We start from the raw sequence: 25,318 nt of genomic DNA, 5'->3' as shown, positions 1-25,318 counted from the left end.
TTAAAATGTGGAGGTGTCAGGAGCCAAATGAATATTCAGGGGATTAATCATCTGTGCTTTTCCGTATCCAATCTGGAGCGGTCCATTACCTTTTATGAGCAGGCTCTCGGTGCCCGTATTCAGGTGAAAGGCCGGAAGCTGGCATATTTCGAACTTGCCGGACTGTGGATCGCATTGAATCAGGAAGACGTCATTCGCAACTATACGGAACGAACGTATACACATATTGCCTTTACCGTAAAAGAAGAGGAATTCGACGAATCTGTGCAGCAGCTGCGAGCAGCCGGGGCTCACATTCTTCGCGGAAGACCACGTGACCCTAAGGATGCATTATCTGTGTATTTTACCGATCCCGATGGACATCTGTTCGAGCTACATACCGGAAATATGAAGCAAAGGCTGGAATATTACAGGGAAGACAAACCCCATATGACCTTTTATACGTAATCAATGAGTTAAAATGGAAAAAAATGTGCCATATCTATTGTACAAACAATGGATGTACATATAATATGGACAAATATACCCTTAATTTACCACCGTTTGATACTTAGTTCATACTTAAGGAGGTTTGTCATGATTCAGTTTCCCAAACCGGATGTAGAACAGTATTTCCAGACGTATCGGATTTCCCATTTTGCCGTATCGGCCGATGAGAAACGTTTGTTTTTTGACAGCAATCTGAATGGCCAGCCCAATATCTGGGCGATGGATCTGCCGGGTGGCTACCCGTATCCTTTGACATATTTGAATCAGAGCAGCCAGTTTATCAAACCAGACCCAGAAGGACGTCATATTCTCACGGCGTTTGATCGGGACGGGGATGAGAATTATCATCTGTATGCACTTCAACCGGAAGGCGGGGTCCCATTTCCTGTCGTTCCGGCAGAGCCCAATGATCGTTGTTATTTCTCCCATCTGTCCGAGGATGGACAGCGTCTTTATTATATGACAAGTAGGGATAACCCGAACTATCTCAATTCACGCCGGATTAACCTGGAAACGGGAGAGGATGAGCTGCTGCATCAGGGGGAAGAGGTCACAAGCAATCTGGTTACTGTGAGTTCGGATGAACAGGCCTATGTGATCTTGAATGTATACTCCAATACCTACCAGACAGCATACGTGTATCGGAACGGTCAGTCAGAATCCATTATTCCAGTCTCCGAGCGGCAGAGTCAGGTCTCGTATGTCTTATTTGCAGACAATAATCGGCTTCTGATGATTACAAATGATAATGAACCGTACACCTATGTGGCCGAATACCGGCTGGATACTCATGAATTTCGTCCTCTGTGCAAAGTGGAGGGAGAAGACGTGGATATCATCCGCTGGCACAAGGATTCAGAGACGTTATACTTCTGGACGTTTACAGGTCCCGAGAATCGGATGTACGCGCTGGACAAAGGTTCGGAGCAGCCTCGGCGTATGGACATGCCACTGGATACGGTGGAAGATGTGACGGTTACCAAGGCCGGCAATGTGTATATCTTGGGGCGTGGAGCTATCCAGCCGCATAATATCTATCGGTTGATGGCAGGTAGTGAGTCCTGGGAACCGTTGACTGCGAATCGGGTAACAGGGCTTGATCCGAGCGATCTCGTCTACCCGGATGTCATTCGATATAACTCCTATGACGGACTGGAGATCGAAGCGCTTTTTTTCAACGCGAAGCCGGAGCAGGCGAATGGTTACACAGTATTTTGGCCGCATGGGGGGCCACAGGCATCGGAAGCGAAATTCTTCCGTCCGATGTTCCAAATGATGCTGGCTCAGGGTTATCATATTTTTGCTCCGAACTTCCGAGGGAGCACTGGATATGGCGCCGAGTTTGGCAAAATGGTCGAGAGAGATTGGGGCGAGGGCCCAAGGCTGGACTGTGTTGCCGGTATAAACTGGCTCTTTGACGAGGGTATCTCATCACCGGATCGCCTGTTTGTGGTGGGAGGCAGTTACGGCGGGTATATGACCTTGCTGCTGGCAGGGCGTCATCCGGAATTATTCCGCGCTGCGGTCGATATTTTTGGACCTAGTAACCTGTTCACCTTCCTGGAATCCGTGCCGGAAGACTGGAAACCGATGATGGACAACTGGCTGGGTGATCCGGTCCGTGACCGCGAACGTTTAACGAAGGACTCACCAATTACGTATCTCGACCAGATGGTGAACCCGATGCTGGTCATTCAAGGGGCCAATGATCCAAGGGTCGTCAAGGCGGAATCCGATCAGATCGTGGCCGCGTTGCAGGGGAAAGGGGTAGACGTGGAATACATCGTTCTGGATGATGAAGGCCATGGCTTCTCCAGGAAAACGAATGAGATTCTCGTTTATCGGCGGATGCTGGAGTTTTTGCAGAAACATCAGGAGTCACCCGTCACACAGGCTTAAGGTGAGCGAGGTTTCGTCTTTGATCGAAATATATATTGGTATGACGAAAACCGCCAGAGATCATCCTTGATCTTTGGCGGTTTCATGCGTGCTCCCGCATGTTGGGCGACATATATGGAACGATACATACCTTAGTTTGGAGGGCTGTTATCCATTAAGCGACCTGTCCAAATCTACTCATCCAGCAATGCGAGAATCGAATCGATGGACTGCTCCGCCCATTGTGCAAAAGGAAGGTCAGCTGCCCACGTCACTTGTCCTGTCGCTTTGGCTTCACCCCACCATAAGATACGTTGATACAGCAGATGCACGCTGAGGCGTGCACGGAAGTGTTGGTTTTTCTCTTCATCTGCTGTACGGACCAGATCCCGGTAGCAGCGAAGGAACTGTGCGGCCAGTTCTGGTTGACCCTCACGAACATACCTGGTGGATATTTTGGTTAAGTCGGCTGTGCCGTCTCCGAAATAGGAGGTTGTAAAATCGAACAGACCACTAATCTGCCACCCTGAAGAAGGGCCGTCCAGATTTTGAATCAGAATATTCTCGACCTTGAAGTCTCCCATGACAAATCCCGGAACAGCTTTGGAACGAAATGCCGGTTCAGCATTCTTGAATTGCTCGTCCACCCACTGCACATCTTCATCCGTAATCACCGAATACTGTTCAGCATCATGTAACCAGTGACGAATGGTTCCGTACAACCAGTCCAGATAATCGCCCGCAAAGGAAACAATCTGCTTCGCTACAGGGTCATACTCCCCGGCATCAGGCACCTTCCAGCGGTGCAGTTCAGCCAAAGTATGGGCAAACATACAGGCGATCTCTTCCTGATCTTGCTGTGACAGTGAAGCCTGGAAAGTTGGATCATACAGGTGATTCCCGGGCAGGCGCGGCATTATCGCATAACTCCAGCCTAGCAGATGAGTATCTTCATGTAATAAATATGGATCAGGGACAGGAATGGACGTATGTTTCGCCAGTTGTTCTACAAAGAACTTTTCTTCCTGTAACTGTCCTGCATATAAAGGATTGCCTTTCAGAACATACTCTCCACGGGAAGAGCGAATGAGCAGGGTCTGACCCATAACCCCTTTATCCGTTCGTCGATAATCTTCAAGGGTTCCCAGGTCAAGCTCATTCAGCGCATCCTGCAATGAAACTGCGGCCACTTCGCCAAGTTGATTGGAACCAAAATATATACGGGTTGTCATATGGTCGGACCCTCCTGGATTTTAGTCCTCATTCTCTTCGTCAGACAGGTCATACGTATCCTCATCGACCAATCCACGGATGAAAGCTTCAAAATTCGGCGCAAGATATGTAATCTCATAATCATTTTCCTGATCCACATGAACTACACAGGGTTCACCTTCAGGACCACAGAAGCGATAATCCAGCATAACGACATCATGACCAGCGGATGGACAATCACAGATCACAATCCCCAGATCGGGGTATCCCCAATCTTCGATCATGAACCGACTTCCCAGCTCACCAGCGAGTGCGTATATTTTATCGTGTCCGATTCCCATAAGGCTTGAAATGGCGATGTGATCCTCAGCCCATGAAGTTGCTTCTTTGGTGGGAAATACAGTGAGCGCAGGTATACCGCCGTTCTGCGTATTCATCAGTTGAATATAGGATGCGGGCAGCTTGTAACCTAGTTCTTGCTCAATAGACACAATTTCTTCTTCGTCAAATGGGTCTGATACATGATTGTCCTGCGCATAATCGCTCTGTACCCAGAACGTTGCAGGATCATAAGTCCCTGAAGCGGCTCTTAGATGGTTCTGTATACCGCTCTGCTTGAATGCGGCAAGCTCCTCTTCATGACGCTGGCGATCTCGACGCATCTTGTCCGCTTCGGGACGAATCTGACGAAGGAATTCCAAGGTAGATTCATCGTGCGGCATGAGTTCGTCCGCTCTCTCAAAAGCCAAAAGTGCTTGTTCATAGTTGGCGATATAACAGTACGCGTAACCCAAGCGATATTGCCAGAGCGGGTCAGATGCCCCTTGTTGATGAACAGAAAGCAATTGCTCGACAGCTTCGCGATAACGCCCTGTATTATTATAAGCTCTGGCGAGCTGGCCGATGAGATTATAGTCTCGTTCCGTTTCCGGTATAGCTTCAATACGTTCAATGATACGTCCAAATTCATCCTGCTCATGCCACGATTGGAGTTGTTCCAACAGTTCACTTTGCATTACGTAGGCCTCATTTCAGTAGGGGATGAGAATCTCTTCCAACTATTTTACAAGGTTCAGAGATAAAAAAACACTCCTGCTTGTAGACAACCACGATGGCTTTCTACTAACAAGGAGTGCTTTAATGTAATAATTATGAATGATTGAAGAATGCAATTAGCTGGGTTTACAGATCGTCAAATCCGTTATCGTCGCCGACTTTGCCGTAGTTACGGGATTTGGCTTCGAAGAAGTCTGTTTTCGTCGCATTCAGCGCTTCGTCGGAGAATGGTTTGATCCAAGGCATGCAGTTCACATCCACGCCTTCATAAGCTTTTTCCATACCCATCAGACGCAGACGTTTGTTAGCGATGTACTTGATGTAGTCTTCCAACTCATTCAGGTCAATTCCGCGTACATTGCTGAGTGTGTAGTGCGCCCAGTTGGTTTCGAGTTCAACGGCACGGTTAATCGTTTTGTACACATAGTCCATGTTCTCTGGTGTGTTCAGTTCAGGGAAGTCTACCAACAGCTGTTTGTACACTTCAGCGAAGAAGTAGCAGTGTTGGTTCTCGTCACGCTGAATATAAGAGATCATTTGGCTGGTTGCCATCATCTTCTGGTCACGGGCCAGGTTGTAGAAGAAGGCAAATGTACTATAGAAGAAAATACCTTCAAGTACCAGATCGGCTACCATAGCCTGGAAGAACGTCTGTGGAGACGGGTTATCCCGGAAGGTTTGGTAGATGTCCGCGATGAACCGGTTACGGTCAAGCAGCACCGGATCATGTTTCCAGTATTCAAAAATTTCCTTTTGCTCCCGATCGGATACGATGGAGGACAGAACGTAAGAGTACGATTGGTTGTGTACAACTTCCTGTTGTCCGATGATTGCCGAGATCGCTTCCAGTGAGGAATCCGTGAAATAACGTTTCACGTCACCTACAAACATTGTTTGCATGGAGTCCAATACAGCGAGCAGGGAGATATTGACTTTGAATGTACGCTGTTCTTCCGGGTCCAATTGGGCAAATTGGGAAGCATCCTTGGACATTGGAATTTCATCCGCGATCCAGTGGTTGAGCAGCAGTACTTTATATAGTTTGTACATATGAGGCATACGAATATCGTTCCAGTTCAGAATGCCTGAGCATTCCCCTTCAATGATACGGGTAGACTGGTTAGGCGCTTCGGTATTGAAAATTTTCTGCAATTGCATAATCCGTTCACTCCTTGAATGAATTTACACTGTAATATTATTTCAACTTATATATTAGGGGCTGTGTTGTGGCATCTATATCAACATCTCGTGATGTTGTGATCGTGTTTTGGGCAAAAAAGTACCAGGGCAACGCCATTTTGCAATCAAAACAGGATGCCCTGGTGGTCATCGTAGATCTAGTGAGCTTTCAGCATCACGATAAACATTAGCTTGCGCAAGAATCGCATTCTTCAATAGTCAATGCCCGACTGCGGACATAATAAGTTGATTTAATGCCGGCTCTCCAGGCGTGCAGATGCAGTTCCAGGAATTCCGTTGCTTTGATATCTGGACGAACATACAAGTTGAAACTTTGTCCCTGATCGACGTGACGCTGACGGGCGGCAGCCATATTGATGGAAGCATGTTGATCCACCATGAACGCTGTTTTGTAGTACCAGATCGTTTTTTCGGACAGGTCAGGTGCCGGGTTGGCAATCTTATATGTCGTTTTCTCTTCATAAGACAACAGTTCGTAAAGCGGATCAATGCTGGCTGTTGAACCGGCAATGATGGATGTTGAACCATTTGGTGCAATAGCGAACAGCCAGGCGTTACGTACACCGTTTTGCTGTACTTGTGCTTGCAGTTCTTTCCATTGTTCAGTTGTAACGAATTGACCTACGCGTTCACCAGTCGTGTAATCCCGTTGGTCGAAGTATTTACCCGTTTGCCAATCGGAACCTTGGAATTTCGGATAATGTCCTTTTTCCTTGGACAGCTCCATGCTGGCTTTTACGAGCAAATAGTTAATTTTTTCATACAAGTTATCGTTATAAGTGACTGCTTCTTCCGATTCCCAACGAATGCCTTCAAGAGCAAGTAGGTGATGGAGTCCGAATGTTCCCAGACCAACCGCACGGTATTGACTGTTGGTGTATTGGGCTTGCAGTACTTCAATGTTGTTAATGTCGATTACGTTGTCCAGCATACGAACCTGAATCGGTATCAGACGCTCCAATACATCATGAGGTACAGCACGTGCCAAGTGAATGGAGTTCAGGTTGCAGACTACGAAGTCGCCCGGCACTTTGGAAATCACGATGCGGGTTTGTCCATCTTTGGTTACGAGTTCTTCCTTTTCAACAACAGTTGCAGATTGGTTCTGCATGATTTCCGTACAAAGGTTGGAAGAGTACACCATGCCGTGTGCACTGTTCGGGTTCGCACGGTTAACCGTATCCCGGTAGAACATGTAAGGCGTACCGGTTTCCAGTTGGGATTTCATAACACGTTTCATGATGTCAATCGCCTGAACCGTGATCCGGGACAACAGCGGGTGGTTGACCGCTTCTTCATATTTCTCACGGAACGCGCCTTCGCCTACGGACTCATCATAGAAATCTTCCAGTCCGAGTGGACGACCGTTCTCGTCTTTCCAGCCCATCACTTTTTTCGTTTCATGCGGGCAGAACAGACTCCATTCGCCGCGGCTCGCTACTCGCTCCATGAACAGGTCAGGCAGGCAGATGCCGTGGAATACGTCATGCGCACGCATCCGCTCGTCACCATTGTTCAGCTTCAGATCAAGGAAGGCCAGAATGTCTTTGTGGAAAACGTCCAGATAAACGGCGATCGCACCTTTACGTGTTCCGAGCTGGTCTACGCTGACCGCAGTATTATTCAGTTGACGAATCCAAGGGATTACGCCAGAACTTGTGTTTTTGTGACCACGGATGTCCGAACCGCGAGCTCTGACTTTACCGAGGTAAACGCCGATGCCGCCGCCCATTTTGCTGAGACGTGCTACATCTGTGTTGGAATCGAAGATGCCCTCAAGGGAATCATCCACGGTATCAATGAAACAGCTGGAGAGTTGTCCAGCCACCTTTTTGCCCGCATTGGACATTGTAGGTGTAGCTGCCGTCATGTACATGTTGCTCATTGCCCAGTAAGCTTCTTTAACGAGATCCATACGTCTCTCAGCAGGCTCCTGATGCATCAGGTACATCGCGATAACCATGTAACGCTCTTGAGGCAGCTCCATGACTTTTCCGTCAAAATCATGAGCCAGGTAACGTTCTGCCAGTGTGAGCAAGCCGATGTAGTCGAACAACAGATCGTTTCGGTAGTCGATGCATTCAGCAAGTTCGTCGATCTGCTCTTTGGTGTAACATTCCAGCAGTTCTTCGCGGTAGATGCCTTTCTTCACAAGATCCACTAGAAGCGGGTGGAAAGCACCGTAAGGCTCTTCTGGGTAAGATTTGTATCTGCGGTTGGTTGCCGCTTTCTTGTAAAGGGAAGTAAGCAGGGAGCGTGCCGCTGCAAATTTCCAGTTAGGCTCTTCCTTCGTTACCAGTTCCAGCGCGCTCATCATAAAAGCGTTGCTGATCTCGTCTCCGGTCACTTCGTCACGACGGAGCTTGCTGTTTACCCCGCGTACCAGACGTTCCTTGTCGAGCATGTCCAGTCCTTCCAGAATACGATCTGCATATACCGAGATGCGCATATCATCAAAGGCAAGCTGGCGGTTGTTCGGCTTGGTCACAACTTGTGGCATGAATATTCCTCGCTTTCGCATGTTTAAGAGATAAATTGGAGAAATTCTTTATATAAAGAATTGAGTGTCTTCTTACGGTGAGATAAAGAAAATAGCTGCATATTGCGGACTGAACGGCGGTGATCGCGAGTCTTGCCTTATCTTGCACATAGGAGCAGCACACAGAACATGGTCACATAAAAAGCATTCTCTCTGCCTATTGGCTGAAAATGCCCATGGATGTTCTGAGTTCCTTGCTGTCTTTAAAGGTTCATAAAGAGACAGAAAAGGGTGCTTATGTAATCTTTTGTCTATAAGCAGACACGCCTGTAAATAGAGGATACCGGTGCAGTCCAAATAGCCCCGTTGACCTCCGAGTCAAGTCTGTTTCGAGAAAACGATTTACACCTACAGGGACGTGCCTTTGGAGGTGATTTCATCCTGTTTTTCGCGAGATTTCAGAAGATGACTAATAGAAGTGGGGTAATTCAATTTTACTACATTTTGTTGCTGTTCTCTAACTGTAACCCAACATATAGTGTTTGTAAACAGGGTCAACACAGTGAAACGTAATTCCGAGTATACCATTTAAGCTGGGATTCCGCAAAGGAAAAGGACTGGAAGATTTGAAGATTTATCAAAAAAAATTTTTGGTCAAATCAGATGACGTTATCACGTCAGTTTGAATTATGCCTCCTTCAACTGGTAGAATAAAAACAGGCAAAAATCGACTAAAAATGAGCGGCACCGGTAACTTGCGGGGCCCAAGGGAGGCGGAGCGAAATGGCAATAGCAGAAGTGACCGTAATTCCAATTGGCACCGGGACAACCAGCTTGAGCAGTTATGTGGCAGACATGCAGAAAGTATTGGAAAACCAGCGGGGCATTACATATCAGTTGACCTCCATGAGTACCATTATCGAAGGCCCGCTCAATGAAGTATTTACAGCCATTGCGGCTCTGCATGAAGCTCCGTTTCTATCGGGAGCTCAGCGTGTCTCCACCTCCGTCAAGATTGACGATCGTCGTGACAAACCGGATGCCTCCAGTGTGCAGAAGCTGCAATCGGTTCAGGAGAAACTGGCATCCCGTCAGGCACGGCCGAACTAACGGAAGTCAGCAGCGTACGGAAAATGGCTTTATACAATGTACTGCAAGTCTCTGTCTGAGGCTTGCAGTTTTTTGCATTCAATGGGAACAGCGGAAAAGGCATTTTGCTTTCCTTCATAGTGATCTGCCCAAATTTAACCAGAGCCCGATCTAGCGTGTGATTTTTGCATATAGTGAACTGTACCTCAAATCAAAGGAGGGTTTTCAATGAGTGGAGTAGTTGGAGGAGTAGGTTACGGTGTTGGCGGAGCATGGACATCGACTGGCGCCATTTTGGTACTCTTCATCCTGTTGGTCATCATCTCTAAAGCATTCCTGATCTAATAAGAGTATCTGGACCCTAATACTTTAGTAAAGGAGGGTTCCCCATGAGCGAAGTTGGAGGCGTAGGATACGGCGGCTGGACATCGACTGGTGCAATCTTGGTTCTGTTCATTCTCCTTGTCATTATCACTAAATCTTTCTGGGTATAATGTGTTGAACTCCGCCTTAACCGGTGGGGTTTTTTTTGGTTTAAGGACAAGCCTATATCCATAGTGAAAACGCCTATTTTGTCAAAGTAGGGCCATAGCCCGGTCCAGAGGTAGGCATAATACATAGCTTAGGGGTGTAGGCAAATGTTAAGGAGGAATGAACAATGAGCGAAGTAAAACCGAATTCACCGAACGGACAGGGACACGTATACGGATACGTGGGAGGGTATGAGCACATGCATGGATACACAGGTCATGAAATGCATGGGTACGGGTATGGTTGTGGAACAATGCCAGCGGGCTATGGCTACGGATACGCTCATCATCCCAATCATGCGCCAATGCTGCACGGTTACCACCAAGGTTGTGGAACTTCCTATGGACACGGCGGGGGAAGCTGGGGATCGATGGGTACGATTCTCGTACTGTTCATCCTGTTGGTTATTATCTCCAAAACAATGTTTATCTAAATTGTGCAACAGCAACTGTATTAGGGAGTTGATCCATACAACTCCGTTGAAAGGCACCGAGATTGTATCGGTGCCTTTTGGCTGTTTGGACACTATTTATTAAAAATGGACATGGAAAAACACCCGGAACCCAATTCCGGGTGCTTTGTTTATGTTTTCAATCTTCTCAAGAATAAGTGACATCCAAAACAACAAAAGCCCTACCTCTCTTTTGTCCTTGCGGCTCCGATGACCGCGCCAGTGTGAATGGGAACATCTTGTGAAACTCTGTACTACCGGGTTATTGTGATTCAGGTTCTTCAATCTTCATAGGTTAATGTGCATATTCGCTGCGGTCGCAGCATGAAGAAAATATTCCGGGGTTTAAAGAAGACAGAAAATCATATGAGGTTGTTTAATTACCAACTCTTATAGTATACCACAGGCTGTAATTTTTTGCAATAAAAAGGAAGGTAGAAGCTTTTTTTTGAAAACAATTGCGAAAACACTTCAGGTTTTTCTTCAATAAGGTAATCCTCTTCAAATGATTCTGCGTAGGTTATAATAAGAGGGATGACACGGAAAGGGGCCCTCGCATGACTGAATCAATAGAGGACAGCAGGTTGATGCGGCAGATTGCAGAGCGAGATGCTTCTGCACTGGAGCTTTTATATGACCGCTACGAGCGGGCGGTGTATTCTTTTGCTTATCGGATCGTTGGTGATCCAATGACAGCAGAAGAGACTGTCCAGGAATTATTCCTGCGGGTTTGGAACAATGCTGAACGATATGAGGCCTCACAGGGGAAGCTGACCACGTGGATGTTCGCCATAACGCGCAACATTGCAGTGGACATGCTGAGGCGAAAATCCAAAAGCGCAGCTACAACCTCAGTGGAGAACGAAACACTGGCGGCCTATGCCGATGAACATACAAATACAGAAGAAGAAATAGAGCGCAAGTGGGAAGGTGTCCGAATCAAGGAAGCCCTGTCCCAGTTGAATGGTGACCAGCAACAGGTCATTGAATCGATCTATTATGCAGGTTTAACCCAACAAGAGGTATCCAGCAGATTCGGGATTCCGCTGGGTACAGTAAAGAGCCGTGTCAGGCTTGCGATGCGGCAGCTTCAGAAGCTGCTCGCCGATGCTGAAATGCATCCGGACGCGGGAAGGGAGGGCATACATCCATGATAGAACGACATGAGGAATGGTCTGATCTGGCACCGGTGTATGTGCTGGGAGGACTCGAAGCGGAGGAAGTGGCAGCATTTGAAGCGCATTTGGCCCATTGTGAGTCTTGTCGCCAGGAGGTGAGGGAATTGCAGGAAGTAACAGGCTTCCTGCCACTCGCGGCGGAACCTGTTGCACCGCCGCCTGGCATGCGAGCACGTGTGCTGGGCAACGTGCTCGGACACGCGCAGGAGAGCGCCGAAGCGAAGCCGGCGGCTGCTCCTGCGCAGCCTGAAGCACCCGCGGTGCTTCAGGAGGATCTTGCGCCGCAGCATGAAGCGGCGCAGCCCGGGCAAGGCTTGCCGCCGGAGACGGCGGTGCCTGCAGCCCGGGCAGAAGAGGCTGCACAGGCACAGCCGTGGCAGCCTCAAGGGCGCGCGCGTGCGCGCAGCAGCCGCGCCTGGCGCATAGCGAGCGCAGCCCTCGCGGCAGCGGCGCTTGTGCTCGGCATCTACGCCGGGCAGCTGCAAGGCCAGGTCGATTCGCTGAAGCAGCAAGCTGCGGGCTCATCAACAGTGGAAGAGCAGCTTGCTCAGGCGCAGGCGCAGAATGCGCAGCTGCAAGAGCAGCTTGCTTCATCCCTGCAGCCTGCACAGGGAATGCAGACAGGCGAAGCCGTCAAGCTTAGTCCTGCGACACAGGACATTGTGGCCCAAGGACTGGCTACTATCGTTATTGACAGCAAAGGCACTCACCTGGTCGTACAGGCGGAGAACCTGCCTACGCTGGAAGGCAAAGAGGCGTTCCAGGTGTGGCTGATCAAGGGTGATACACCTCAGAATGCGGGGACCTTCCTGAGCCATAATGGAACGGGAGCAGTATACTACACGTTAGACTCTGTCAATGACTACGACACGGTCGCGATCACACTTGAACCGGATGCGATGGGTGATGAGCCGCGTGGTACAATGATTCTGGCTGCCAAGATTAAAGGATAAGAAATGTTTTGCCATATCAGGCTGTTTCCTACGGGAGGCAGTCTTTTTTGTATGGTTGTACGCGTACATATAAGCAGATGAGCGATTCATAGTTAATTCCAGTATGGGGGTTTCCCGTCCGTGAAATGAATTAATTTTTTAAGTCCGAATGACCGATAACAAATAGGAGGCTGTACCCTTGATCTCCCTCTGTGGCATCAATGGGGAGAACTGGTTTACACCTAGAGAGTGAGGGGTTGGGGTGGAAGTATACCGTTCATTTATCTTTCGTCTGATACGAAATTATCTTATCGGTTCGATGGCGGCTGTTTTTGTGGTAGGTACAGTGGTTATGGTGTCTACCTTACAAATACCGAATATTCAATTTGTACGCCTCATTTTCATTGTGTTGATTTCACTATTGTTCATGCTTGTTGCTGAACTGATTACGCTCTGGGCACAACTTGGCCCCATTCGGCAATTCTTTTCCGCCGAACATCATGAAGAGTCCGAACTGACGAAGATGTATGAAAGGATTCACCGGTTTCCGGGACAAACGATTTATCGTATTTTGGGTCCGCATATGCTTGGTTTTTCCCTGCCTGCTGCCGGATTGACATTATGGATGATCTCCACGGGATGGCTGGAGTTTCCTTATGGCTACGTAGCCGTTGCAGCTGCGTGTGCCTTATTGATTGCCGTGATGCATGCCCTGATTGAATATTTTCTGACGGTTCGAACCGTGAGACCGCTGCTGCTGGAAGTTCGCCGCAGAGGTAAAGAACAGCATGGTATGGAGCCCTCTCTCGGAGGACGTGTTCTGGTGTCCATTCAGCGTAAATTTCAGCTGAGTACGGCGCTGATCGGTTTATTTCCATTATTTCTGTTCTTCTTGGCTACATCGATCCGTCTTCAATATATGGATAGCGAGTTTGCGAAAGAGTATACTCTGTGGGCCATTCTTATCGTTGTGCTGGGCGGGGGCTTCGCCCTTGTGGGAAGCTGGCTGCTGATTCGGGATGTTCGCGGTCCAGTTGCGGAGCTGACGGAGGAGATGAACCGAATTCAAGAGGGAGACCTCGGCAGAAGAACGCCTGATCTCTACGCGGATGAATTTTCTGCACTCATCTCCGGATTCAATATGATGATTAATCGGCTTGAGATGAGACAGGAGCGCAATCGACAGTTGCTGCAAAGTTATTTTTCCACCTTGGCGGCTGCATTGGACGCAAGGGATAAATATACGGCCGGTCATTCCATGCGGGTGGCAGAGTATTCCCTTATGATTGGCAAGCTGAGCGGCATGAACGAAGAGCAAGCAGATTTGTTATACAAATCAGCACTGCTGCATGATATCGGGAAGATCGGCATACCCGACGAAGTGTTATTGAAAGATGGAAAACTCACCGATGAGGAATTTGCCATCATTCGCACACATCCCGTTCTTGGAGAGAGTATTTTGTTACAGATTGAACCGATCGATGCGATGGCAGATTTTCTGCCGGGTGTAAGGTCTCATCACGAAAGATATGATGGCAAAGGGTATCCGGATGGCATAGCAGGCGAAGAGATTCCGCTATTTGGCCGTATCATTGCCGTGGCTGATGCTTTTGATGCCATGACGTCTGATCGTCCGTACCGGAATGGGATGAGTCATGAGAAAGCGCTATCTATTTTGGAACAAGGAAAAGGGACCCAGTGGGATCCCTATTTTGCAAGCTTGTTTATTGATGAATGGAGACGACAACAGCATCTCCAGAAATCGTCGGAGCGAGGGGTCAGCTGATCCCCTCTGTCCACTTCGATTCTTTTCTGCGACGACGGTGCAGCGAGAGCCCGGTGATAATTGTGAAAATGCATTCACCCAGTACGACCGCACCAAGGGCGTCATAGATGACATGTTGTTTAATCATCAAGGTGGATAATATAATCAGTGCTGCCCCGGCAGCAACCAACACCTTAACCTGTTTGCGAATGCTCTGAACGGAGAGAACAGCACGCATCACCAGATAAGAATGAAGAGCATGAATACTTGGAAAACAATTATATGGACGGTCCTGGCTGTAGAGCCACCCAAGAAGAGATGCACCGAGACCTGTACCTGTTAACTCGGGACGCGGCACCATGGTCTGAAAATTAAAGTAGATCAGGTAGCAGATCCAGACACAGATGTTCATGGATAACAGGACGCGATAATAAGTGAGCCGATCCTTGGCGCATAAATAAGCCAGCACACCGAAGACAAACGGATACCAACCCAGATAGGGTATGGACATAGATGGTACATAAGGGATGATCCGGTCCAACGGGGAATTCAGCACATAGAAACCACGTTCCGGACTATTCAGAATATCATAGAACATCCCCATGACAGCCAAGGAAAGCATCAAGCTTAACGACAGCCAGTAGGATTTGCTTTTTAACACGTGCACAACACCGTTTCTCCTTTCATCCAGGTCCGCAAGGAACTGGATCACAGCAAATAAAATCGAACAACAATATATTCTACTACTTTCGGCGCACAAATTGAATCCTGATTTGTGTATTTTTGTGCATTTTTTTGACGACGAAGCAATGTCGAAGGTTGAATGGGCATGATATGATAGAGATGCATACGAACTATAGGTTTTATGTCAATGAATACACGACAACAGGAGTGAGTGAATGCAATTTTCAAAAATGTTCGTATTAAATATGGGGATGCTCATTACCATTGCTTACCTTGCTAGTGTGTTCTATAAATACATCGTAATACGAGCTTCATCACAAGTAAAACAGATCAGTTCGTTGTTTGTGCTTATTTTTGCAGGCTGGATCAGCACGGTATTTGGATTTCAGCTTAATGATGAAGTGGTTTTCGATCTTCGCTTTGTTCCTTTAATTGTTGCCGTTTTGACGTACAGACAACCCTATAGCGTTATTATTGTTGGTGTTGGGATTGGACTGACCCGTTTAACTTTCGGTATCAATGATGCTACGGTGGCTGCACTGATCAACATGTCAATCTTGGGTGTGCTGTGTGCAGGGTTAAATATATGGATGAGACGCAGTGACTACAGGCTAATTGTTAAAGGTATCATCGTCATATTGATTGTAAATGTGGTCAATAGTGTGAACATTGCTATCGTCGGCGTTATCCCGGCTACATATTTTTTCTCTCATATTATGCCGTATACCCTTCCTGTTGGCATTTTACTTAGTCTTATTTTTGCTTTTATTTTACGAGATTTCCAGAACGAACAGAATCGGATTTTGCTCATCCAGAGCACCAATCGTTTGTTGTCTGTCCAAAAAGAAGAGTTGCAGAAAGCCCAGATTGTGCTGGAAGACCGCGCCAAGCAGCTGAGTATTGCTTCCCAGTACAAATCGGAGTTTCTGGCGAATATGTCGCATGAACTGCGAACACCGCTGAACAGTGTTATTAACTTTGCCCAGATGATCAGCGAGAATGGTGATACGATGGAGCAGGAAGATGTCGTACGTTTTGCCACAATGATTGAACATTCGGGTCAGGAGCTGCTAACGTTAATCAATGACATTCTCGATCTGTCCAAAGTGGAGGCGGGCAGACTGGATATTGTCTTGGAGGATATCAGTATTGCACAACTCACGGAAGATGCCATGACTCACTTTCAGCTGGTTGCTGAGAAAAAGGGAGTAGAGCTGCAATTGGTCAAAAAGCCAGGATTGCCAGAGACCCTCTGGTCTGATCCCCAGCGAGTCCAGCAGATATTACGTAATCTCATGTCCAATGCCATCAAGTTTACGGTTAAGGGGAAGGTCACACTGACCGTGAGCACCAAGCAAATCAAGAAGTCAGGCATTCTGAGTCAATGGATTGTTTTTTCGGTGCAAGATACAGGAATTGGCATTGCCAAAGATAAACATCAGTCCATTTTTGAAGCATTTCAACAGGCTGACGGGTCCATCACCCGGAAATTTGGGGGTACAGGACTTGGCCTGTCCATTAGTAGGGATCTGGCGAGATTACTGGACGGATCGATCGAACTTGAAAGCGCTGAAGGCAAGGGTAGTACCTTCTATCTCTACCTTCCGTTGAACCGTGAAAAAATGAGTTGACAACCTTCACGCTGTGAGTAGAATTTGGGGTGACAACTAGCATCGACCGGCACATGAAACCCGGTCTAAGGAGTGTATCCCCATACAGAAGACGGTCAACGTTAACCCTCCTCCGTTTGTAGGCAAGCCACGGCGCAAGGGTTCGACACAACGCACGAATTTATCCATTGCAACATGGGAGGGTGTACCGGCAATTATTTTGCAGACGTTGCTGGGAGGCCCATTTTTAACCGGATTTCTGCTGTACCTTGGGGCCGGGTCAAGACATATTGGCTTTGTGCTCGCTATTACAACGTTTGTCAATATCGCCCAGATTGGAGCGGCTTACTGGATGCAGCGCATTCGCAGCCGCAAACGCATGCTTATATTGTTTGTGGGGGTGCATCGCATCCTGTGGAGTTCGACGGGACTCATTCCGTTCCTGTTTCCCAAGGAGTGGTGGGTAGGCATTTATATTGGTGTGTATACGGTTGCATTCATAGCCAATACGATTGGCGGGATGATCTGGACCTCGTTGATTGGAGATATTGTTCCTGCCAAGGTGAGAGGGCGTTATTTCGGAATCCGAAACACGATTCTGAACGCACTTGGAAGCGCATGCTTATTTGCGGGAGGCATCGTTCTGGATCGTTTCCCCGGAGAGACTGGCTTCTTAATCCTGTTCATTCCTGTGTGGATCTGCGCCATAGCCAATACGGTTATTTATTTCTTTTATCCGGATGTACCGTTTGAACGTTCAACTGAAAAGGTTTTTTGGGGGATGTTCAAAAAGCCGTTTCAGGATCCTTCCTTTCTGAAGGCTGCACTGTTCCTCGCGGCCTGGTTACTGATCCAGACGTTGATCGTTCCACTATTTTCCTATGTAATGCTTGACCTGCTTAACATTAATTATCAGACGGTATCCATCATTACTGTAGTGCAGACGCTCGTCATGATGGCCGGATTCTATATCTGGGGCAATCTGAACGCGAGATTCAGCAACAAAACCTTATTATTTTGGACATTACCGATCATCGCCTTCTCCTGTCTGTCATGGGGATTGATGTCGTTTATGCCTGTTTTGATAGCGCTTTTTTTATCCCATATTTTTCTCGGTATTGGTGTGGGTGGATTCAACCAGCTTGCCTTTAACTTCACAATCGGGGATACACCGAAAAGCGAAAGACCTATGTTTGTCGCTGTGTATTCGGCACTGACCGGAGTGACCTCGTTTCTTGGACCACTGATTGGTGGCTGGTTATATGAGAGAATGGAAACCTGGCCAGATGCGATGAATTGGGTTTCCGCCTATGGATTCCAAGTGGGTGTTGGTGCAGCGATGCTGGTTCTTACGTTTACGCTTGGACGTCGTGTGCTTCTGAAATAGAGAGATGTGGAGGGATGTACTTGGAGAATCACGAACGGCAAGCTCTTGTGATTGGAGCCACTGGGCTTGTGGGTGGACTATTGGTACGCAGCTTGCTTCAGAATCCGGCTTATGGCCGGATTCGTGTATTGGTCAGACGCCGGCTTGAATTGGAGCATCCAAAGCTGGAGCAGCACATCGTGGATTGGGAACAGCTTGAGGAGCAAAAAGATCTGTTTCGCGATGTTGATGACTTATATTGTTGCTTGGGTACAACGATTAAAAAAGCCGGAAGTCAGGAAAACTTCCGGCAAGTGGATTTTCACTACCCCGTTAGAGCTGCCAAACTTGCCAAGGAGCAAGGTGTATCCCAGATGCTTGTCATTTCTTCCATGGGAGCCGATGCCGGGTCACGGGTATTTTATAGTCGGACCAAGGGAGAGATGGAAGACGCGTTATCGGCTATCGGTTTACGTTCACTGCATATATTCCGTCCGTCGTTAATCCTCGGAGATCGCAAAGAAAAACGGTTGGGTGAGCAGTTGGCAGCTCATGCCATGACGTTTCTGGATCGCTGGATGAAAGGCAGAGTGGATAAATACCGGGCAATCCAAGCTGCAACCATAGCTCGGGCCATGATAAACATTGCACTTGTTCAAACCAATGGAAACCACGTCTATTCCAATGATGTTATTCATGTGCTTGGACTGGATGAGTCCTGAGATATTCATGGTTTGCCCATATCGGAATGAGAGCTAAGGATAGACGTTTCTTGCCTGGGCGGGATCATGTTATAATAAGCTTCAAAAATGAGTTCGAGGCTTGTCTCCTTGCGGCGGCAGGACAGCGAACATGAAGGAGAACTCGTCCATGAAAAAACCAATCTCTACCGATCAGGCGCCAGGCGCTATTGGTCCATACAGTCAGGCTGTTGAAGCAGGCGATTTCATCTATACATCCGGTCAGCTTGGCCTCAACCCGCAAACAGGGGAATTTGGAGCCGATGTACAGGAGCAGACTCGTTTGTCCCTGAGCAATGTGAAGGCCATCCTTGAAGCAGCAGGCACGAGTATGGACAAAGTTGTGAAAACGACGGTTTTCCTGAAAGATATGAATGATTTTGTTCCGGTAAACGAAGTGTACAGCACGTTCTTCGAACAGCCTTATCCGGCACGCAGCGCAGTTGAAGTTGCTCGTCTGCCGAAGGATGCACTTGTGGAAATTGAAGTCATTGCCCTCAAATAGGGGAAACTGATATCCGCCAAGTAAGAAAGATACATAAAAAGCCGATTTCGGGTCATATGACCGAAATCGGCTTTTTGAATTTAAATGAACAGATCCGGATTAATCCCGATCCTGATTACGGGCGAAGAACAGCCATACCGCATAAATGGCCAGTACGATCGCAATGATAATTGCCGTATAATACACGGAGGTGACGTCTTTTTGTTTGAGTGCGATGGCAATGTATGCCCATGTAAAGACAAGTGGGTATACACTATCCCGGTAAGGAAAGCTCACCAGTACAGCCAGCACCAGGCCTACAATTAACATGATGATGGTCCAGGTAGTTTCACTGAGTCCAAAGCCATCCCAGCCAATTTTATATAATAATACAGCCGCATTGATAATGGTTGCCACGCTAACCCATCCAAGATATATGCTGAACGGCAGCTTCACAAGCCAGATTTCGGCAGTTGTAGGAAGGGTGATTGCACGCGTTTTTACATACAACATGATAAGGGTGAGCAGAAGCAGGACGATGACGACTAAGGCGAGACCGATTTTGAGATTTTGAAAAGCAAAGATCCACGCTACATTAAAGGCACAACTTGCCAGAAACCAGTAACCGAGGCGGGTAATGGAGTCCCTTTTCCACGAAGAGGGAACGAATTGATAGATGACAAAGCCAGCGAGCAGCAGATAGATCAGTCCCCATATGGAGAAAGCATAGCCCGAAGGGGTGAGCAATACAGGGTACATATCCGATACTTCCTTGTTGGTCCTGCCTCCGATCGGCAGCGCGTTGGAAAGGTAGTTTACTACGATAACAGCGATAAACCCAATCGCGTTTAACCACTTGTACGGATTGTTACGTGACATTGTGTTTCCTCCTTGGTTTAACAAAAATGAATGAACCACGGGTCAGTCTATAATGAATATACCCAGTTCTTTCGCATTCTAATAAGAAGCCGCAAAAAATTCACAGGATCATTGTCTGACTGTCCTGTGGTTTGCCGCTCTCTTATTCGTTGTGCTACGTCTCAATGTACGCTGGTTGAAGCAGAATTATGTTAATCCATGAAATTCTATCTTATTAATTTGGCTGGTAAGTTTATCTATATTTTGTTCATAACGTTCTGCTATACTCAAATTTAGGAGAAATGTAATCGGTGGGAAGACACGGCGAAGCTGCTCCGAAAGGAGGTGGAGCCGTGTCCCTTGATTTGATCGTGAAGATTCTGGACGCTTTATTAAAGATCGTCAGTATTTGTACTGGCCTGATAACTTTATTTGGCGTAAAGAAGACACGTAAAAACAAGAAAAACCACCGACGATAGGTTGGCCCCTTAATTCGGTGGTTTTTCATGCATTTGAAGTTCGCGCCGTGGTCACCCATCGGTCTTTTGTCTGGATATCCGCAATGTTAGCGCATTGCGGATATTTTCATATTACCCAGAACTGCTTTCTAATATGACAATAACATATACTACAACTCACTACAAACGTACAATTATCATTTTGATATTGTGATAAAATGCTAATTCTCAGAGGGAGAGGAAGAAGGTTGTTTACGAGAGAAACGATGGAGAAGCAACAAACGTGGTTTTATGTCGTGGCCCTATTCGTGGGAGCAGCGATTGGGCTGGGCACCCCTGAATGGGGGGCAGCGATGCATTATACGGTTTCACCTGTGCTTGCCATTTTGTTATATAGCATGTTTGCACAGATTCCTTTTTTACAGCTCAAAGAATCCTTGTCTAACCTGCGATTTATTGGTGCTTTGCTGGTCGCTAATTTTATCGTTGTACCTGTGGTTGTGTGGTTGTTAACCCTGGCGTTTCCACAGCCTCCGGCCGTGCTCATCGGCGTTTATCTGGTACTACTAACCCCCTGCATTGATTACGTCATTGTTTTTACACAGTTGGGTCGGGGCAATGAGAGACTGATGCTGGCTGCAACGCCAATCCTGTTTGTTATACAGATGGTTTTATTACCGGTATATTTGTGGCTGTTCATCGGGAAGGAAGCGGCACAGGTCATGCAAGTGGGGCCTTTCGTGGAGGCTTTTCTGTTCCTGATCGTTATTCCGTTGCTGTTGGCTATTCTTACGCAATTTGTGACCAAAGGCAAGGCCGGAGGAGAACGGGTGATAAACGCAACCGCCTGGTTGCCTGTACCCCTGATGGCTTTGGCATTGATAGTGGTTGTCGCGTCGCAAATCGGGAAGGTCTACGATGATTTTGCTGTAATTGTGGATGTTCTGCCCATCTATATTATTTTTCTGATGGTTATGCCCTTCATCTCACGAATCGTAGTGGCTCTATTCCGATTGGACACAGGCGCAGGCAGGGCCGTTATTTTCAGTGCAGGGACCCGGAATTCACTTGTTGTTCTGCCATTGGCACTTGCATTGCCGCAAGAGTGGGCCACAATTGCTGCCGCAGTGATTGTAACCCAGACGATCGTCGAGCTGGCAGGAGAGTTAATCTATATTCGTATTGTTCCTTCCGTCATACTGCGGGATCGCTGATCCCTTAGAAAAGAAGATCAGAGTGTATCCATCAATATGCATTCATATATGTAAAAGGGAAAGGGGCTATTCCCAGAGTCATGAACATGACGGGATGCCCCTTTTATCGTTTAACGAATCGAGCATGTTCTATTAGACAGATTTTCAACAGATCCGGCGTCTCAATTAAGCATTTCCGTCAGATAACGTTTTGCGGTACTCCCCCGGTGTGATGCCCTCCATTTTTTTGAACACTTTACTGAAATACTTCTCGTCCTGATAGCCGACCATCTCCGAGATTTTTGCAATTCGTAGTGAAGGATTCTGTAACAGCAGCTTTGCGTTATTGATTCGCAGTTTGCCCAAATACTCCGACCAGTTCAATCCGAACTGCTGTTTGAATTTGCGAGATATATATTCACGACTCAGGTAGAACCGTGCAGCAATCTGCTGCAGAGACAGGTCTTCCTGATAATGAGCATCCATATAACGAGCGATCTCACTCATTGGGTCCGGTGTGGCGTGATGATGTGCGGTGAGGGCTTTTCCGGCTGCGAGCAACCGCTGTTCCAGCAGGGAGCGGAGCAAGGGCAGTGATAACAGCCCATCATGATCCAAAGGCAATTCGGCGAATGGAATGGATTGTTCCTCTATCGCTTCATCTTCCTCCTTCGGTGGGGCGCCGGCGGCATCGTCGAGCCAACGGCCAATCATCCATTCCATTTCATCCATCCATTGCTGTATCTGCTCTGCAGTTATGACATCGAGCCGGGTGATGGGATCAATCCATTCTGAAACGGCATTGGACACGCTGGAAGCGCGCCCGCTCATCGACGCGAGACGTAAGGACTCCTCAAAGGTAGATAACCGCAGCCCTTTGTTTCCGTTGGAGGGCTCCAATGCATCGTGAATACACTGCTTCATTTGCAAGGCATTGCGTCGCCACAACCGCAAACTGGCTTCCTGATAGGCTCCCGAGGTTCCAGTAGGGTAAAACTCACAGCTGGAGATACCAAAATGGAGACGGCGTTGGATGATCTGCTCCAGACCATCGTTCACTTTTTCGAGAATGGTTTGAAGTGTCGAGCACTGACCCCAATACAGGAGAACGACTTCATCCGGCTGATCAAGCTGGCGGAACACGACACCTTCGGCAGGTGGGGATAACATCTCCGCACAGATATTCAGAACGGAGAATACAAGAAGGTCAGGCTGGCTGCGATATTTTGCCAAGCATTGAGCATCGAGATGCGAAAGGCTGGTGACGGCCACACTGCAACTGTCGATATCCTTGGGCAGATTTAATTCATCCCGCAGCCGCTGGAATTGGGTATTGTTGCTTCCGCGTCCCACGACAAGCTCTGTGAGCAGTCTGTCATGATAATGCGGACGCATCTGATTTACCACCATGGATTGTCTTGTGGACTGCACACGAACGGCATCGGCTTCTTTCCAGGCATCGACTGCCCTAAATAAGGATGAATTCAGTTCATCTGCTTCGACTGGTTTGAGCAGGTAGTCCGTACCCCCATATCGAATCGCATGTCTGACCAGTTCAAAATCATCATATCCGCTGATGACCAGTACCTTGCTGTGTGGGGCATGAACAGATATCCATTCGAGCAGAGCCATACCATCCTTGCCAGGCATTCGCATATCGCTGAGTACAATTTGCGGTTGATGGGCCGTGATGGCAGCGACCGCTTCGTGACCATCTGCCGCTTCATACAAGGTATCAATTCCTGCGGCTTCCCATTGACCAAGCAGCTTTATCGCATCGCGGACGTGTTTTTCATCATCGACAATCAAGGCTTTCATGTTGTTCACTCTCCCGCGTATATTTTGACTGTGATCTCTACGCCATTCGGTTCCATATTGCCAATCGTAAGCGTCGCATTGTATCCCGGAGGTGAGTTCAGTTGCAGTCTGCGCATCACGTTACGCAATCCAATCGACTCAGTCTCGTCCGGTTCCTGAGAGGAATCGGAAGATATAGATTCCGGACGCAACCAACGCTGAATCTCGGACAACTTCTCTTCGGGAATGCATGGTCCGTTATTTTCCAGTCGAATCTGAATCCAATCGTCAGCCGTTCGCTGACTGGATATGCGTATCCTGCCTTTGCCAGGCTGAACATCTGCTCCATGCTTGAAGTAATTCTCAATTAAAGGCTGCAAGGTCATCCTCGGCATTTCGGCGCGCAGGGTATCTTCGGCAAAATCCAGTTCAACTTCCAGGCGGTCAGCGAACCGCTCTTTTTGCAGTTCCAGATAGAGCCGTGCATGCTCGGCTTCTTCGTTCAAAGTGACCCGGGTCTGGTCACGCATGCTGTAGCGCAGCATTTTGGATAGGGAAGAGAGCAGCACATACACCCGTTGTCCTTGCTGTTGAAGCGCCAGTGTACCGATAGATTGCAACGTATTATACAGAAAATGGGGATGAATTTGGGCTTGCAGCGCTTTGAGCTGATTGGTTTTATTCGCTATTTCAAGGCGATATTCCCGCAAAATCAAGTTGTTCACCGTATCCATCATATCCCGGAAATGACGGGCCAGCACACCGATCTCGTCCCGACTCGTTAAACGGATATCCACATGCAGGCGTCCTGCCTGAATCTGGTTCATATAACGCATTAATTGCTTGAGCGGTCCGGTGATCCGGATCGAGATGAACAGGGTTGCCACGATGACCAATAACAGTGCGGCAATAGCGATCATGGCATTATTCCACGTTAAGGTGGTGGCACTCGCGTAAAGTGTTTCATTCGGAATCTGTTTAACAATGGTCCAGTCTGCAAATTGGCTTCCTAACTGCTGGTACACATACATGGAATGATCCTGTTCAAAATGACCTGAAGCGGTCTGTGCTGTCCCTGCGCTGGAACGTGCCGAATTCAGCTCAGTCGCTGCTTCCTGCCGTAATGCATCCGTTCCGCTGACTTCCGACTTCCCCTCGTAAATAATCTGGTTCTGATTGTCGATGACATAGATCTGTTCCTTTGTCGGATCATACAGTCTGCTGCAGATTTCGGCAATGGTATCCATGTTCAAATCGATGGCGAGCACACCTAATCGTTCTGTTGATGGCACATCCTTGATCACACGGTGAAGGGTAATCACTGTTCTTGGAGGATCATCCGCTGACGCTGCCTTGAAGCCATAGGAATGACTAAGATGCGCTGATTCGACCCAGATATCCTGACTTTTAGCGTCCGATTTTCCATGAAGCGAGTCAGAGTAGGCCTGTTTGCGCTCTTCCCGCTTCGGGAAAGGGTTCGCAATTAATGTCGATTGATTGGCAGCAAAGGAGTGCAGATACAGCTGGAATACATCGGGCACAGCAGAACGTATCGTCTGCAAGGTGGTGTATACCTCGGCAACTGCACGATAGTCGCCAGGGATTTTCGCCAGATTCCGTAGAAAATTTGGATCGTTGTACACAGCAAGCGAAGCTCTTGCCACGTTATCCACGTAATTGTTGAGATTGGTGGACGCCTGGAAAATCAGGCGTTTGTTCTCTGCGACGGCCTGCTCGCGCAGGGCGGTCTTGGTCTGGATAAACGTCATGCTGATGGATGCCAGCAGCGGAATGGTTGTGGCAATGAGCATAAAAGCGATTAGCTTGGTGCGAATGCTGTAGTATTTTGACATCGTGACACCCCTTCT

At 47.8% G+C, this 25,318-nt stretch carries 22 protein-coding genes; 14 read left to right on the top strand and 8 right to left on the bottom strand.

Features of this window, described 5'->3' with window-relative positions:
• The first annotated feature begins 27 nt into the window (after positions 1 to 27).
• Together fosB and HW560_RS02710 are read left to right on the top strand one after the other, a co-directional pair.
• Positions 28 to 447 (top strand): metallothiol transferase FosB, encoded by a 420-nt coding sequence (gene fosB, locus HW560_RS02715; RefSeq protein ID WP_090904181.1) that lies wholly within the window; start codon positions 28 to 30, stop codon positions 445 to 447.
• A gap of 129 nt (positions 448 to 576) precedes the next feature.
• The gene (locus HW560_RS02710; RefSeq protein ID WP_179261934.1) at positions 577 to 2,388 is read left to right on the top strand and encodes a S9 family peptidase; all 1,812 of its coding nucleotides are present in this window, start codon (positions 577 to 579) and stop codon (positions 2,386 to 2,388) included.
• A 173-nt stretch (positions 2,389 to 2,561) separates the two neighbouring features.
• Here HW560_RS02710 and HW560_RS02705 read toward each other — a convergent pair whose 3' ends face one another.
• From HW560_RS02705 to HW560_RS02690, 4 genes are all read right to left on the bottom strand, one after another.
• Positions 2,562 to 3,599: a phosphotransferase family protein gene (locus HW560_RS02705; RefSeq protein ID WP_179261932.1), complete on the bottom strand. Its 1,038-nt coding sequence runs from the start codon at positions 3,597 to 3,599 to the stop codon at positions 2,562 to 2,564.
• 21 nt (positions 3,600 to 3,620) lie between these two features.
• Positions 3,621 to 4,595, bottom strand: coding sequence for an SMI1/KNR4 family protein (locus HW560_RS02700; RefSeq protein ID WP_090904184.1), 975 nt, complete (start codon positions 4,593 to 4,595; stop codon positions 3,621 to 3,623).
• 166 nt (positions 4,596 to 4,761) lie between these two features.
• Complete coding sequence (locus HW560_RS02695) at positions 4,762 to 5,793, bottom strand: ribonucleotide-diphosphate reductase subunit beta (protein ID WP_024632189.1); 1,032 nt, start codon at positions 5,791 to 5,793, stop codon at positions 4,762 to 4,764.
• A 208-nt stretch (positions 5,794 to 6,001) separates the two neighbouring features.
• Positions 6,002 to 8,335 (bottom strand): ribonucleoside-diphosphate reductase subunit alpha, encoded by a 2,334-nt coding sequence (locus HW560_RS02690; RefSeq protein ID WP_179261930.1) that lies wholly within the window; start codon positions 8,333 to 8,335, stop codon positions 6,002 to 6,004.
• Positions 8,336 to 9,097: 762 nt separating this feature from the next.
• On the opposite strand from HW560_RS02690, the gene HW560_RS02685 reads away from it, so the two are divergent.
• From HW560_RS02685 to HW560_RS02665, 7 genes are all read left to right on the top strand, one after another.
• Positions 9,098 to 9,424 carry an MTH1187 family thiamine-binding protein gene (locus HW560_RS02685; protein WP_024632187.1) on the top strand — a complete coding sequence of 109 codons (327 nt, stop codon included), beginning with the start codon at positions 9,098 to 9,100 and terminating at the stop codon, positions 9,422 to 9,424.
• Between the two features lie 207 nt (positions 9,425 to 9,631).
• Positions 9,632 to 9,748 carry a YjcZ family sporulation protein gene (locus tag HW560_RS33470; RefSeq protein WP_208642743.1) on the top strand — a complete coding sequence of 39 codons (117 nt, stop codon included), beginning with the start codon at positions 9,632 to 9,634 and terminating at the stop codon, positions 9,746 to 9,748.
• A gap of 44 nt (positions 9,749 to 9,792) precedes the next feature.
• The gene (locus HW560_RS33465; RefSeq protein WP_212677023.1) at positions 9,793 to 9,897 is read left to right on the top strand and encodes a YjcZ family sporulation protein; all 105 of its coding nucleotides are present in this window, start codon (positions 9,793 to 9,795) and stop codon (positions 9,895 to 9,897) included.
• A gap of 164 nt (positions 9,898 to 10,061) precedes the next feature.
• Positions 10,062 to 10,367, top strand: a complete 306-nt coding sequence (locus HW560_RS33645) for a hypothetical protein (protein ID WP_090904186.1) — start codon at positions 10,062 to 10,064, stop codon at positions 10,365 to 10,367.
• A 575-nt stretch (positions 10,368 to 10,942) separates the two neighbouring features.
• Positions 10,943 to 11,539, top strand: a complete 597-nt coding sequence (locus tag HW560_RS02675) for an RNA polymerase sigma factor (protein WP_090904187.1) — start codon at positions 10,943 to 10,945, stop codon at positions 11,537 to 11,539.
• Positions 11,536 to 12,516: an anti-sigma factor gene (locus tag HW560_RS02670; protein WP_090904188.1), complete on the top strand. Its 981-nt coding sequence runs from the start codon at positions 11,536 to 11,538 to the stop codon at positions 12,514 to 12,516. The genes HW560_RS02675 and HW560_RS02670 overlap by 4 nt, the downstream gene beginning before the upstream one ends.
• Before the next feature lie 241 nt (positions 12,517 to 12,757).
• On the top strand, positions 12,758 to 14,281 hold the full coding sequence (locus HW560_RS02665) for an HD domain-containing phosphohydrolase (protein ID WP_179261928.1): 1,524 nt from the start codon (positions 12,758 to 12,760) through the stop codon (positions 14,279 to 14,281).
• On the opposite strand, the gene HW560_RS02660 is transcribed toward HW560_RS02665, so the two are convergent.
• Positions 14,274 to 14,927 (bottom strand): phosphatase PAP2 family protein, encoded by a 654-nt coding sequence (locus HW560_RS02660; protein WP_090904190.1) that lies wholly within the window; start codon positions 14,925 to 14,927, stop codon positions 14,274 to 14,276. The two genes, HW560_RS02665 and HW560_RS02660, sit on opposite strands and share 8 nt — an antisense overlap.
• A 232-nt stretch (positions 14,928 to 15,159) precedes the next feature.
• Here HW560_RS02660 and HW560_RS02655 point away from each other — a divergent pair, with 232 nt between their 5' ends.
• From HW560_RS02655 to HW560_RS02640, 4 genes are all read left to right on the top strand, one after another.
• Positions 15,160 to 16,575, top strand: coding sequence for a sensor histidine kinase (locus HW560_RS02655; protein ID WP_090904191.1), 1,416 nt, complete (start codon positions 15,160 to 15,162; stop codon positions 16,573 to 16,575).
• Between the two features lie 208 nt (positions 16,576 to 16,783).
• Positions 16,784 to 17,941 carry an MFS transporter gene (locus HW560_RS02650; protein ID WP_256222440.1) on the top strand — a complete coding sequence of 386 codons (1,158 nt, stop codon included), beginning with the start codon at positions 16,784 to 16,786 and terminating at the stop codon, positions 17,939 to 17,941.
• A gap of 20 nt (positions 17,942 to 17,961) precedes the next feature.
• Entirely contained in the window at positions 17,962 to 18,642 is a 681-nt protein-coding gene (locus HW560_RS02645; protein WP_256222415.1) for an oxidoreductase, read from the top strand.
• A gap of 148 nt (positions 18,643 to 18,790) precedes the next feature.
• On the top strand, positions 18,791 to 19,165 hold the full coding sequence (locus HW560_RS02640; protein ID WP_024632179.1) for a RidA family protein: 375 nt from the start codon (positions 18,791 to 18,793) through the stop codon (positions 19,163 to 19,165).
• A gap of 99 nt (positions 19,166 to 19,264) precedes the next feature.
• Here HW560_RS02640 and HW560_RS02635 read toward each other — a convergent pair whose 3' ends face one another.
• Positions 19,265 to 20,023: a tryptophan-rich sensory protein gene (locus tag HW560_RS02635; RefSeq protein ID WP_090904194.1), complete on the bottom strand. Its 759-nt coding sequence runs from the start codon at positions 20,021 to 20,023 to the stop codon at positions 19,265 to 19,267.
• A 655-nt stretch (positions 20,024 to 20,678) separates the two neighbouring features.
• On the opposite strand from HW560_RS02635, the gene HW560_RS02630 reads away from it, so the two are divergent.
• A complete protein-coding gene (locus HW560_RS02630) occupies positions 20,679 to 21,674 on the top strand; it encodes an arsenic resistance protein (protein WP_179261926.1) in 996 nt (331 codons plus the stop codon).
• Positions 21,675 to 21,839: 165 nt separating this feature from the next.
• Here the strand turns inward: HW560_RS02630 and HW560_RS02625 are convergent, their stop codons facing one another.
• Together HW560_RS02625 and HW560_RS02620 are read right to left on the bottom strand one after the other, a co-directional pair.
• Positions 21,840 to 23,471 carry a response regulator transcription factor gene (locus HW560_RS02625; protein ID WP_179261924.1) on the bottom strand — a complete coding sequence of 544 codons (1,632 nt, stop codon included), beginning with the start codon at positions 23,469 to 23,471 and terminating at the stop codon, positions 21,840 to 21,842.
• Positions 23,472 to 23,476: 5 nt separating this feature from the next.
• Entirely contained in the window at positions 23,477 to 25,303 is a 1,827-nt protein-coding gene (locus tag HW560_RS02620) for a cache domain-containing sensor histidine kinase (RefSeq protein ID WP_179261922.1), read from the bottom strand.
• Positions 25,304 to 25,318 lie beyond the last annotated feature (15 nt).

The organism is Paenibacillus sp. E222, assembly GCF_013401555.1.
Taxonomy (GTDB): Bacteria; Bacillota; Bacilli; order Paenibacillales; family Paenibacillaceae; genus Paenibacillus.
The sequence above is the reverse complement of the archived record's forward strand: the minus strand, read 5'-3'. Positions and strand labels throughout refer to the sequence as shown.